Source organism: Arenibacter flavimaris (assembly GCF_030291335.1).
In the GTDB taxonomy this organism is placed as follows: Bacteria; Bacteroidota; Bacteroidia; order Flavobacteriales; family Flavobacteriaceae; genus Arenibacter.
Genome location: NZ_JASWIM010000009.1, coordinates 119,708 through 133,005 on the forward strand (window position 1 = coordinate 119,708; position 13,298 = coordinate 133,005).

A 13,298-nucleotide genomic window follows, 5' to 3' on the forward strand; every position below is an offset into this window, starting at 1 on the left:
AATAGAGGCTTATTATGAAGAAGGGACGCGTTACCATTAAAGACATAGCACGTGAGCTTAATATAGCACCCTCAACTGTTTCCAGGGCCTTGAACGATCACCCAGCTATTAAAAAAGAAACCAAGGATGCAGTAAAGGCATTGGCAGAAGCATTGGACTATCAACCAAATCTCTTGGCCTTAAATCTTTTGCAAAAAAAATCCAATACTATTGGGGTCATTGTACCAGAAATTACGGGACACTTTTTTTCGGCAATAATTACCGGTATTCAGGATGTAATTGTTGACTCGGAATACAATATTATGATTTGCCTGTCCAATGAATCTTACGAAGAAGAGATGACCATTGTAAAGAGGTTGTCCAAAATCCAGATAGATGGGGTCCTGGTAGCACCTTCATCCGAGACCAAGAATTTCGATCATTTCCGCAGGCTTCAAAAGAGTGGTATTCCCGTAGTGGTTTTTGATAGGGATTGTCCAGGATTGGAGGCGGACAAGGTGTTGGTGGATGATTATTTTGGAGCTTTTCAGGCCGTTGAATATCTCATTGGTACTGGCTGTAAAAACATAGCACACCTTGGAGGCCCTTTAAACCTAAGTACCACCGAACAAAGGCTTCAGGGGTATCTGGATGCTCTTGAGAAGAATGGAATCCCTATAAATGAGGATTATATTGTTCATGTGCCGGGGTTTTCACATAAAGATGGCGCAAAGGCCACAAAAAAAATATTGGAACTCAAGGAGCGTCCCAATGCAATCTTCGCCTACAACGATAATATTGCCATTTCGGCCATGCATATCGCCAAAAAAATGGGTTTGAAAATTCCGGAAGACGTCTCCGTTTTGGGATTTGATGATGAACCCCATTCTTTATTTATCACCCCTGCCTTATCCACTGTTTGGCAACCGGTTTACAGTATGGGAATGCTCTCTGCCAGAATTTTATTGAGTCATTTAAAGAACAAGAATAACATTTTGGAGTTTAGAAAGGAAGTCTTTAAACCGGAACTGGTTATCAGGGCTTCTTCCAATTGATTTGATGCTTATAAGAAATACAGACACTTACTAGGGAGGTAACCTTCATAAAATAATCGATAATATGGTTTTATGGGGCACTTCACGGATCAATCTCAAAAGTTGTGTGTGAATTGGCAGGGAAAACGCAGCAATTGGTCAAGATTCAAAGAAGGATAGCCGAGAGTATAGAATCTAGAAACTGGATCGCATTTTAGTTAAAATTCAAGGTAAGTCCAGTCAAGTATCCAACATCTGCTTTAATATCCAGACCATCGCGTTATGCGGTAAGTAAAAAGCTCCTTCCCTTGGTTAAGGGAAGGTGGATTCTCCGACCAAAGGAGGAGAATACGGAAGGGATTGAAAAATGTAGCATTCTTCCTTCATAGACCGACCACAATTTTTGCATAAACACAACAATTGTTCCTGATCCTATATGGATCAATCCTAAAAGTTGTGTGTGAATTAAAAAAGATATAGTTTACTATCTCAAGTTTGTGTCCTGTTCATTTTTTGCATCGCCCAAATGCGCAGCATTCATGAATACCATTAAAAATCAATAGACCAGCCGATGAATAAAAAACGACCAGGGCCGAATAACCAAGGTAAGATGTACCTTGGTTAGGAGGAGCCAGCTGTAGCCATGGCCAAGCTGATTTTAAATTTCTTTAAATCTACGCACTTTCCACGGCCCCGGCGTCCAGGCCGCTTTCACTTGGGTGAAATGCTCTATGAAATAGGCCGGTTCTTTATTATGTCTACTCTAACATAGTGTCGATAAATCATTACCCATTGAGGGCCCAGTTCAGAGGAGTCAAAAACACGGAATTCTTCCTAATTAGGCTACCAACAATATTTGTATAAACACAACAATTGGTCAAGACCCAAATATATCCCCCTTTTGTTTACAAAAACATTACTTGTCGGCAAAATATAGTTAACAATAACTTATTAATATTGGCAGTACAGATTTTAAACAGAATTGAAACCTATTTTTATATTCTAAATATCAACCAACTAAAATCAACAAAAATGAAATCTAAGTACTGTAAAAATAAGATATTTTTAATTCTATTGTTGACCGGTATTTTTTGTTCTTCCCATTTTGCTTATTCCCAGTCTCAGAACAAGGGATTAATTAGGGGCACGGTAAAAGATCTGGAATCACAAAATCCACTGCCAGGTGCAAATATAAAAATAGTAGGCTCTTATATTGGCACAACCACAAATTTTGATGGTGAGTATTCCCTTGCTGTTAATTCTGGTAATTTTGAATTGGAAGTTAGTTATATAGGGGAAAAAACTAAGACTATAAGCGTTGAAGTTAAAGCAGGGGAAACCAAGGTGGTCAATTTTGAACTCGAAATGGAAGCGACCCAATTAAACGAAATAATCTTGGCAGGTTCCTTGGACGGACAAATTAAGGCACTAAACCAGCAAAAGTCAGCCGATAACCTTAAAAATGTTGTTTCTTCAGATCAAATGGGAAAATTCCCTGATCAGAATTCAGCGGAATCCCTACAAAGGGTAACTGGGGTGAATCTTCAGCGCGATGAAGGTGATGGACGCTTTATATTGGTACGCGGATTGGCTCCACAGTTTACCAATATTAGTATAAATGGAGAACAAATTCCTTCTCCTGAGGGCGATTCCCGATTTGTTGCTTTGGATGCCATACCTTCCAATCAGTTGGCGTCAATAGAAATAACAAAATCCATTACTCCGGATATGGATGGAGATGCAGTTGGAGGTTCTGTCAACCTAAAAACCCCAACAGCCTACAAAAAGCAATTGGAGGTTTCAGGTTCCTTGGGCGGAGAGTATAATAATTCTTCGGAGAAGACAACTGCTCAAGGGAATGTTACCTTGAGCAAACGAACCAACAACGATAAGTTTGGTTTTATAGTTGGGGGTAGTTACGCGCCTAGCGAAAAATTTTCGGAGAGATATTCATTTGATGGTTGGGATAAGGACAATCCTGAAGGGTTGGATGAGGTGGAAATTACCAGTTATGAGGTCTCTAGAAAACGCATTGGGGCCAATGCAACATTGGATTATAAATTTAATGGAAAAAGTCAGATTTATTTTAGGACTTTGTACAGTGAATTAAGGGAAGTTGAGCAAAGAAGAAGACTTAAATTGGAATCCGAGGAGGACGATGATGTCTTGGAATATGGGGTTTCCAAGGAACTCAAATATCGTCCAGAGAATCAGGGGGTGTACAGCTTTAATCTTGGGGGGAATTACTCTGGGTCAAAGGTAATTTTGGATTATGAAGTAGCCTATTCCGAGGCATTTCAGAAAACGGAGGCAAACGAAAAATCGGTGTTTGAAAACGCGGAGGATGTTACATGGAGCCTTGACATCGCCGATCGTTATAGTCCAAAGCTCAATAGCTTCACCTACGATGGGCAAAATGCCCAGGTAGGCAATGCGGCCCTTTTAGCATTGGATGAGTGGGAAAATGAGGTTACAACTGCTAAAGACCACAACACTACCGCTAAAATAAATGCAGCTTTTCCTTTAAATATTTCTGAAAGGCAAGGCGAGCTGAAAATTGGAGGTAAGCTTAGGTTCAAGGACAAACGTTTTATTGTGGACAAATTTGAAAGTTATGGGTATGAGGGAGATGATGACCTTTTCTTGAGTGATTTTGCGGATAATCATGTGTATTCTGGGTTTATGGATGGTGAATTTAATCAGGATGTAGGCCCTTTCACGGACAGAAATGAATTCAATTCTTACTTCAACAGTAATAAAGGGGACTTTGAGGGGGATTTTGCAAAGGCGGCCGAAGAAAAGGCCTTACAGGAATACAAGGCAACAGAAAATGTGTTTGCCGGTTATGTACAGGGCAAAATACAATTGAACAGACTTATGCTCCTAGCCGGGGTAAGGTACGAAAAAACCAATTTTGATTATGCTTCCGGACAATGGGACGAAGAGACCGAAGAAGCTGTGCCGGTAAGTGGGACCAATGATTATGGTTTTCTTTTGCCCATGTTTCATCTTAAATACAACATAAGCGATAACGACATTTTGCGTGCTTCCATAACCAAATCCTATTCCAGACCTAATTTCCAAGATCTTGTTCAAGGAGCAACTTTTAACGGTGAAGAAGCATCAATTTTTAATCCAGACCTTAAACCGGTAAGGGCTACGAACCTCGATATTTATGGGGAGCACTATTTTGGTACTCTAGGACTACTGTCCGGAGGCGTTTTTTATAAAAAATTAAATGATTTCATTTATCAGCAAACTACAGATCAGACCTTTAGGGGCATACCGGACATAGAGGTTACCCAATCCGTGAATGGGGATGATGCCTCCTTAGTAGGTTTTGAAATAGGATATCAACAGAATTTAAGCTTTTTGCCCGGCGTACTTAAGGGCCTCGTGGTATATTTAAATTATACGCATACGGCATCTGAAGCCAATGTTGCCAATTTTGCACAAGGGGCAGATTTAAGCGAGATAGACCTGCCAGGGCAAGCGGATAATATTGGTAATGCAGCTCTAGCTTACAATATTGGTGGGTTCAAGGCAAGATTGTCATTTAATTATAATGGATCTTATATCAGTGAGTTTGATGGTGGGGATATAATTAATGTGGAAAGTAGACATCAGTGGGATTTTTCCATGAGCCAATCATTTAGTAAAAATAAACTGACAGCTTTTCTGGAGTTGGTAAACCTAACTGATGAGGACGAAAGGGAATTTTACAATACCAAAAACACTCCCAGTTTTAGGACAAGATATGGGTCTTGGGGCAGGTTGGGTATAAGGTTTAATTTCTAAAAATATTCTCCGCCATTTTTAATTTATATTCTATGAAAAACATTTGGAATAAGCTTACCGCGATATTTCTACTATTCCTTTTTGGTTATAGTTGTAGCGCCACAAAGGTAGATAGGAATGAGATGCCTTTGGTCGACAACTATAAAGTAACAGATAGTCTAGTGGTTTTGGAGGATGCTTTACATTTCCTAGTGATTGGGGATTGGGGACGAAAAGGCTATTATAACCAACAACATGTGGCTGATAGAATGGATGAGGTTGCAGAGGCCCTAGATTCGGAATTTGTTATAGCCTTGGGCGATAATTTTTACCCTAATGGTGTGGCAAGTATAGACGACCCCAACTGGGTGGCTTCCTTTGAAAATATTTATAAAGGATACCATCTTGAAATTCCGTGGCATGTAGTGTTGGGCAATCACGATTATAGGGGGAACCCTCAGGCCCAAATAGAATACACCTATAAAAGCCAACGGTGGAATATGCCATCACGATATTATGACTATAGTTTTAATGATGAAGACACTGGGTTGAATGTTGATTTTTTATTTTTGGATACCTGTCCGTTCGAAAAGAAATATTATTCGGAAGAGGCCTATGTTAATGTTAAGACCCAGGATTCTACTCAACAGATAAAATGGATAGATAGTATCATTACCTCAAAGCCAAAAGCAGATTGGACAATTTTTTCGGGCCATCATCCATTATATTCTGGAGGAAAACGGATAGAGGACACGGAACAAATAAGAAATTCACTGCAACCAATTCTAAAGAGAAGCAATGCAGATGTTTATTTTGCAGGACATGAGCACGATTTACAATATATTAAACCGCAAGGAAAGACCCATCATTTTATTTCAGGAGCAGGTTCAGAAGTTAGAAAAACGGGTATGATAGATGGCATATCAAAGTTTGCCGCTTCTGTTCAGGGGTTTATGGCGGTTTCTATAACCAAAAGTCGAATGTTGGTGCAAGTCATCAACTATAAAGGCAATGTAATCTATACCACGGAAATAAAAAAGGAGTGAAGTTTAATTAGTTTTGTCAGTGACCAAGAGGTTAGATGGATATCTAACCTTTTTTTTCTTTACCTATTATTCATAAGGGTGGAATTATTTCATACTTTTCTAATCAACATTATATAAAATAAGAGGTAACAAACTAGCATGAAATTATTAATTATAGAGGACGAACAAGAAGTTCAGGATGACTTAATCGAATTCCTTAAAGGGGAAAACTTTCTATGCGAGGCGGTATCCACAGCGTCATTGGCCAAAGAAAAGGTATATATGCATGAATATGACGCCATTATTTTGGATATTGGTCTTCCAGATGGCAGCGGGCTTGAAGTTTTGGAATATCTAAAAAAAATAAATAAAAATACTGGAGTCATTGTTTTAAGTGCCCATGGTGCCATAGATGACAAAATTTCTGCCTTAAATATAGGAGCAGACGATTATCTTACAAAACCTTTCGATTTTAACGAGCTGAATGCCAGAATAAAATCGATAATTAGAAGAAAACAGTTTCACGGCAACAATACTATAGACTTTGGAGACATTAAAATAAATACAGTCTCTCATGAAGTTGTAGTAAACAATAAAAACATTACCCTGACCCAAAAAGAGTATCAAATGTTACTTTATTTTATAAGTAATGAGAACAGGGTCATAACCAAGGAATCAATAGTGGAGCATTTATGGGGCGATGATACGGATATGTTCGATTCTTTCGATTTTATTTATGGTCATATAAAAAACTTAAGAAAAAAAATTGTCAATGCAGGCGGTAACGATTATCTCTCTACCATTTATGGCGTGGGGTACAAATTCCAAAAAGTTTGAAATTATTAGTTAAAACATCGCTTTATTATGCCATGGCTTCGTTGCTTTTTTTTGCCGTTGCCGGTTTTATTATCCTCATTAATTTTAATAATGTTATTGATAACGATATCAATGATTTTCTAGTAAACAGGGAAGAAATTGCCACTACACAATTAGTCAATGATATTCCTATTGAAGCCTTGAACAACTATGAGCAAATAATTAAGATTTCAACGAACCAGGAAGAAATAGATAATTTAATGTTCACGGACACCATAGTCTATGATATTATTGATGATGAATTCCATTCCTACCGAAAATTAAATGTCATTCGCAAAATAGGAACAGCTTATTATGACATCTCCATCTTCAAATCGTTAATAGAATCGAACCTTTTGGTGGTAGAGATATTAAAACCAATGTTAATGGTTTTTTTAGGGTTGCTAGCCTTTCTTATATTGGGTAACCTTTTTATTTCAAGAGGTTTATGGAGGCCTTTTAAGGAAACACTTATCACTTTAAAGAATTATGAACTTGGAAGTACACAATCTATAGACTTCAGCAAGACGAATACGCAAGAATTCAATCAGCTCAATAATATGTTGAATATTATGATTGAAAAAATTCATTATGATTACCTTAATCTTAAAGAGTTTACCGAGAATGCCGCACATGAGATCCAGACCCCTTTGGCCATAATTCGTAACAAATGCGAAATTCTTTTGCAGTCTGAAAAGCTAACGGATGTTGAGTTGAAGCCTCTAAAATCAATTTATAATAGTTGCTTGCGGTTATCAAAAATAAACCACGGCCTAACCTTGTTGGCTAAAATTGAATCTGGTGCTTATGATAATTCAGAGAAAATAGATATAACGGAAGTGGTAAAGAGCCAAGTTCAGCACTATATAGAAGTCATTGAGCTTAATGGGCTAATGATAGAAACGGAATTAGAACAACAAATATACTTTGATATTAATCCCAACCTTATAGAGATTTTAGTGTCAAATTTGATACGAAATGCCATTAAACATAATACTGCAAATGGTAAAATACACATAATTACATTGCAAAATTGTATTAGGTTTTCAAATAGCGGAAATCAATCCAAAATAGATACCTATCAATTTAGAAGGTTTAATAGATCAAACAAAAATTCATTGGGCTTAGGGCTATCCATAATAAATAAAATTTGTTTAGCATATAATATTCAGCTAAAGTATAGCTATGAAAATGGACTACATAATTTTGACTTGAACTTTTAATATTATAGACAGATTCTCTACAGAATTAACCCATAAGTTTACTAAACATAAAATATGAAGCAAGTAATTTTAATAGTATTTATAGGGTTTATGGTTTGTTCATGTAACAAGGAAACCGTTCCAAGAGAGGTTCAACTTAAATTCTTGGAACTCGAGCCTTCAGCTCACAATATTGAATGGAGTCTGAAAAGAGAACTATACAGGTTGCATTACACCCTGGACGGCTTCAATTACACCTCTTATTTTGATAAAGCGGGGAACTGGCTTGAAACTGAATTGGAAATAGGTAAAAGTGAACTTCCAGTAGCCATATCCAATACGATAGCTGAAAAATTAAGTGATTACTCAATTATAGATATCGAGTTGGTGAAAACAGCGGATGACCAGATATTTTATGAAATAGATCTTAAAAAAGGAGATAAAATTTACGATATACTTTTTAACGATTCAGGAAAAATTTTAAGAAAAAAGATTTAACATTATGAGGATAACAAACCCAGCAGCCAGTCTCTTAAGTTTAATATGCGCTATGTTGATTAGTGCTTGTGAGTCAAAACCAACTATTTCAGAGAACGCGATAAAACCAAAAATCACTACGCAGGCTGTAAAACATGATACAGATGATGCAGCCATTTGGGTAAATGAGGAGGATCCCTCCCAAAGTTTAATACTGGGAACGGATAAAAATGAGGACGGCGCCTTGTATGTCTACGATTTAAAAGGTAATATCCTTGAGGATAAAACGGTAAGAGGTTTAAAGCGCCCAAACAATGTGGACATTGAAGAGTTTGAACTGGGTGAGGAAGAATTTTCCATTGCGGTTGTTACGGAACGCCTTACCAATAAAATAAGAATATTTAGGCTTCCAGAAATGACACCTTTGGACAATGGGGGCATTGAAGTTTTTGAAGGTGAAGGGCAAAGGGACCCTATGGGGGTTTCATTATATAAAAATCCGGAAGACAAGGTATATGCCTTTGTTGGAAGAAAGTCTGGGCCACTGGATGGGTATATTTGGCAATACGAATTAAAGGGAGATGAAAACGGAAATATTATTGCCGAAAAAGTACGGGCTTTTGGAAAATATAGTGGAAAAAAGGAAATTGAAGCCATAGTAGTTGATGATGAATTGGGTTATGTTTATTATTCCGATGAAGGAGTAGGGGTACGTAAATATTATGCTGATACGGACAAGGGCAATGAGGAGTTGGCACTTTTCGCGACAGAAGGTTTTACTGGAGACCATGAGGGGATAAGTATTTATACAACGGATATTGGCACAGGTTATATAATTGTTTCCGATCAACAAGCCAATAAATTTCAATTATTCTCTAGGGAAGGAAAAGCAGATAATCCACACCATCATGTATTGGTAAAATCTATTGATGTTTCAACTATGGAGAGTGATGGCTCCGAGGTTACAAATGCATCCTTGGGCGATTTGTTTCCCAAGGGAATGTTCGTGGCTATGTCAGATGATAAAACCTTTCAGCTATATGCTTGGGAAGATATTGCTGGTGACGATTTAATAATTGCACCCGATGGTCTGCCCCAGCATACCAAAAACGCTATAAAACCTAAGTATATAACGGCAAAAGTAGTTTTTGATACAGATGATCCTGCTATTTGGGTAAATAAAAACGATCCTTCCCAAAGCTTAATAATTGGCACCGACAAAGAAGATGGTGGTGGTTTATACGTTTTTGATTTGCAGGGAAAAATCATTAAAGATAAAGGTGTTACAGATCTTCAAAGGCCAAACAACGTAGATATTGCTTATGGATACAATTTAAATGGTAAATCTATAGATATTGCTGTAACGACGGAAAGGAGCAAAAATCAACTACGGATTTTTAGTGTGCCCGATATGAAGCCCATTGATGGTGGTGGATTGGCTGTTTTTGAGGACAGAGAAAAGAAAGATCCAATGGGAGTTGCTTTGTTCAAGAATCCCAAAGATGGAATATTATATGCTATTGTAGGGCCTAAAGATGGACCCTCAAAGGGTTATCTATGTCAGTACCGTATAGATAATGACGGTAAAGGGAAAGTGAAGCTTACTAAAATCAGGGATTTTGGCAACTACAGTGGAATAAAAGAAATTGAAGCCATTGCGGTAGATAATGAATTAGGTTATGTGTATTGTTCGGACGAAAATTTCGGGATTCGTAAATACCATGCAGATCCTGCCAAAGGAGATGAAGAATTGGCCTTATTTGGAACAAAGGAATTTGGTAGGGATATTGAAGGCATTAGCATTTATAAGAAGGACAATGGAACGGGCTATATTTTAATATCTGACCAACAACAAAATACCTTTAATATATTTTCTAGAGAAGGTTCTGAAGGGAACCCACATAATCACAAGTATATTAAATCCGTAGAATTAATGACACTTGAAAGCGATGGTTCAGAAGTAACTTCCGTTAGTTTGGGGGATGAATTCCCCAAAGGAATGTTTGTTGCAATGTCTACAGATAAAACATTTCATATATACGACTGGCGCGATATAGCTGGAGACGATTTAAAATAATCAATTACATTTAAATAATATTAAACCTCATTTAAACATGCATGGACTAACTAAACATACCTTATTCATAGTATTATGTTGCCTCTATTCAGTAAACAGCTTTTCGCAACAACCTCAAGCAAAAACAAAACTTGTTGTTGGTGTTATTGTTGATCAAATGAGAGCAGAGTATCTAAATAGATTTCAAGATAAATTTTCCGATGATGGCTTTAAACGCTTAATGAATGGTGGATTTGTATGTAGAAATACACATTACAATTACATTCCCACTAAAACAGCCCCAGGTCATGCATCAGTTTATACAGGTACTACCCCAAAGTACCATGGTATCATTGCAAATGAATGGTATGATAGAACTTTAAAAAAGGAAATTAATAATGTAGACGATTATAGCACACAAACGATAGGAGGGGAAGGGTCTAGTGGGCAACGTTCGCCGCAAAAAATGTTGTCGACAACAATTACGGATGAATTGCAATTGTCAAATGATGGTAAGTCGAAGGTAATAAGCATTTCTTTAAAGGATAGAGGTGCCATTTTACCGGGCGGACATATGTCAGATGGATCATATTGGTATGATGCTCAAACTGGAAACTTTATATCAAGTACTTATTACAAACAAGAACTTCCGGCATGGGTTGAAAAATTCAATAAGAAAGGGTATGTAAAATCATTGTTGAAAAATGGTTGGAAAACTATACGGCCCATAGGTAGCTATACTGAGAGCACTATTGATGAGCAAGCCTATGAAAAAGTTTTTCATCATAAAAACAACGCCTCTTTCCCTTATGAATTCAGAAAACTATCCGATGAAGATAAATTCGACATTTTTCAAGAAACTCCATTTGGAAATACAATATTGGCTATGTTGGCCGGTGAAGCCCTGGTAAGCGAAAAAATGGGTCAGGGAGCGGAAACCGATTTTTTGGCGATAAGTTTTTCAAGTACTGATAAAATTGGCCATGCCTTTGGTCCAAATTCTATTGAAATAGAGGATACCTATTTAAGATTGGATCAAGATATTGCTTCCTTATTACGTAAATTGGATGCACAAGTGGGCGAAGGAAACTACACCTTCTTTTTAACTGCAGATCATGCTGCCACCGACGTACCCCAATATCTAATAAATAATAAAGTACCTGCAGGATATTACAGTTCGGAAAACATAGTAGCTAAAGTAAACAAAGGATTGGAGACAGTTTTCAAGGTGGAAGGTTTGGTTGAAAATATGTCCAATGGGCAATTGTTTTTGGATATGAGGAAGATAGCGTCCAATCAACTTGATTTCAATGTTGTTTTGGAAGAGAGTAAAAAGGAACTTTATAAAATAGAGAGTGTTTTTCAGGTATTGCTACGCAATGATCTTGAAAAGCTGGAATATACATCGGACGAGAAAGGCATGGTACAGCGGGGTTTTCATATGAAACGATCTGGCGATATTGTTGTATTGTTTAATCCTTCCTGGGCCAAGGAAAGGAAATATGGTACCGAGCATGGCACGGGTTATAGCTATGATACCCATGTGCCCTTGTTATGGTATGGAAATAATATTCCCAAAGGCTCCTCAACAAGAAAATATAGTATTACGGATATAGCTCCAACCATATCTATGTTGTTGGGAATAAAATTTCCAAGTGCCTGTATTGGTATACCTATCGAGGAGTTGTTTAAAGAGTAGGTAAAAGCTGATTTATTGGTTGCTTTAAAGAGTAATTGCATTCAGTTTGGCTTAAAGGCTTTTTCTTAATGTATTTGTCCTTAACCTCTTCAGGACGGCTATTGCCAATCCAATACCCTTTGGTAAGGTAATTTTGCATATAATGCAAACCTTTGCATGTTTTTTTGGTATTAATTGTTTTCTAAAGGGTAATTTTTATCGTTTATTTATAGTAGCTTGATGCTTTGGTACTTTTAATACTCAAATATTTATGCACCTATCACCAAAGATATTTTTTGAACACTGTTATGGAAAATATGCCATTGCAGCCGTCAATGTTTTTACCATGGAACAGGTTCTCGGACTCTTTAGTGCGGGAGCAAGGGCCAAGGCCCCTTTTATTGTCCAAATAACGCCAGCGGCAAGGAACTACGCCCATCCTGCCATGCTTATTGCCATGATCAATGCGGCATCCAAAATATATCCCAAAGCGGTGTATGCCGTACATATGGACCATGGGAACGAGGAACATGCTTTTGACGCGATACGATCCAATGATTATACATCTATAATGATCGATGCTTCCCATGATAGTTTTAAGGATAATGTGAAAAGAACTAAGGCAGTGGTGGAGGAAGCTCATAAAAAAAACATATTTGTTGAGGCCGAACTTGGAGTGCTGAGCGGGGTGGAAGATGATCTGTCCATAGACGAAAAATATGCCAAATACACCCAGCCGTCAGAAGTACAGGAATTTGTGGAATTAACAGAGTGTGATAGTTTGGCGGTCGCCGTAGGTACCAGTCATGGGGCCTACAAATTTTCTGGAGGCAGTGGTATTCAGTTTAAAATTTTGGAGGAGATCCAAAGGAGGTTGCCAAAATTTCCGATAGTATTACATGGTGGCTCTGCCGTTAATTTGGAGGAAATAGCACGGATCAACAGGGCAGGGGGAAGCCTGAACGAAGGCGCTTCCGGGGTTTCGCCCAAGGAGATTGTCAAGTCTATTGCCTATGGGGTGTGCAAGATCAATATCGCCACAGATACCAGATTGTTGTGGACACGGGTGCATAGGGAATTTTTTAGGGATACGCCCCAACTCTTCGATCCTGTAATTCCAGGGAAGACCTATATGGCAGAATACGAAAAATTTATGCTGGAAAAGTTTGATCTCTTGGGCGCCACGGGGAAAGTAAGCGACATGAACATTTAAGA

9 protein-coding genes and 1 pseudogene are annotated in these 13,298 nt (G+C 37.8%); all 10 read left to right on the top strand.

Features of this window, described 5'->3' with window-relative positions; genetic code table 11:
- The first annotated feature begins 14 nt into the window (after positions 1-14).
- Positions 15-1,034 carry a LacI family DNA-binding transcriptional regulator gene (locus QSE00_RS09725; protein WP_110358401.1) on the top strand — a complete coding sequence of 340 codons (1,020 nt, stop codon included), beginning with the start codon at positions 15-17 and terminating at the stop codon, positions 1,032-1,034.
- A 1,011-nt stretch (positions 1,035-2,045) separates the two neighbouring features.
- Positions 2,046-4,811 (top strand): TonB-dependent receptor, encoded by a 2,766-nt coding sequence (locus QSE00_RS09730; RefSeq protein WP_146216336.1) that lies wholly within the window; start codon positions 2,046-2,048, stop codon positions 4,809-4,811.
- Between the two features lie 32 nt (positions 4,812-4,843).
- Entirely contained in the window at positions 4,844-5,836 is a 993-nt protein-coding gene (locus QSE00_RS09735) for a purple acid phosphatase family protein (protein WP_286105788.1), read from the top strand.
- Between the two features lie 138 nt (positions 5,837-5,974).
- A complete protein-coding gene (locus QSE00_RS09740; RefSeq protein WP_286105789.1) occupies positions 5,975-6,652 on the top strand; it encodes a response regulator transcription factor in 678 nt (225 codons plus the stop codon).
- Entirely contained in the window at positions 6,649-7,893 is a 1,245-nt protein-coding gene (locus tag QSE00_RS09745) for a sensor histidine kinase (protein WP_146216335.1), read from the top strand. The genes QSE00_RS09740 and QSE00_RS09745 overlap by 4 nt, the downstream gene beginning before the upstream one ends.
- Positions 7,894-7,947: 54 nt before the next feature.
- Complete coding sequence (locus QSE00_RS09750; protein WP_110357069.1) at positions 7,948-8,370, top strand: PepSY-like domain-containing protein; 423 nt, start codon at positions 7,948-7,950, stop codon at positions 8,368-8,370.
- A gap of 4 nt (positions 8,371-8,374) precedes the next feature.
- Positions 8,375-9,406: pseudogene (locus tag QSE00_RS25350) on the top strand (phytase); the annotation flags it as partial.
- Positions 9,407-9,478: 72 nt separating this feature from the next.
- Positions 9,479-10,426: a phytase gene (locus tag QSE00_RS25355; RefSeq protein WP_459076837.1), complete on the top strand. Its 948-nt coding sequence runs from the start codon at positions 9,479-9,481 to the stop codon at positions 10,424-10,426.
- A 37-nt stretch (positions 10,427-10,463) separates the two neighbouring features.
- Positions 10,464-12,104 (top strand): alkaline phosphatase PafA, encoded by a 1,641-nt coding sequence (gene pafA, locus QSE00_RS09760; RefSeq protein WP_286105790.1) that lies wholly within the window; start codon positions 10,464-10,466, stop codon positions 12,102-12,104.
- Positions 12,105-12,354: 250 nt separating this feature from the next.
- Positions 12,355-13,296, top strand: coding sequence for a class II fructose-bisphosphate aldolase (locus QSE00_RS09765; protein WP_286105791.1), 942 nt, complete (start codon positions 12,355-12,357; stop codon positions 13,294-13,296).
- Positions 13,297-13,298: the final 2 nt, after the last annotated feature.

What these genes read in the sequence shown, in the direction of transcription:
- QSE00_RS09765 (WP_286105791.1), top strand. Translation starts at nt 12,355, where the DNA reads ATGCACCTATCACCAAAGATATTTTTTGAACACTGTTATGGAAAATAT.
- QSE00_RS09725 (WP_110358401.1), top strand. Translation starts at nt 15, where the DNA reads ATGAAGAAGGGACGCGTTACCATTAAAGACATAGCACGTGAGCTTAAT.
- pafA (WP_286105790.1), top strand. Translation starts at nt 10,464, where the DNA reads ATGCATGGACTAACTAAACATACCTTATTCATAGTATTATGTTGCCTC.
- QSE00_RS09730 (WP_146216336.1), top strand. Translation starts at nt 2,046, where the DNA reads ATGAAATCTAAGTACTGTAAAAATAAGATATTTTTAATTCTATTGTTG.
- QSE00_RS09750 (WP_110357069.1), top strand. Translation starts at nt 7,948, where the DNA reads ATGAAGCAAGTAATTTTAATAGTATTTATAGGGTTTATGGTTTGTTCA.
- QSE00_RS09735 (WP_286105788.1), top strand. Translation starts at nt 4,844, where the DNA reads ATGAAAAACATTTGGAATAAGCTTACCGCGATATTTCTACTATTCCTT.
- QSE00_RS09740 (WP_286105789.1), top strand. Translation starts at nt 5,975, where the DNA reads ATGAAATTATTAATTATAGAGGACGAACAAGAAGTTCAGGATGACTTA.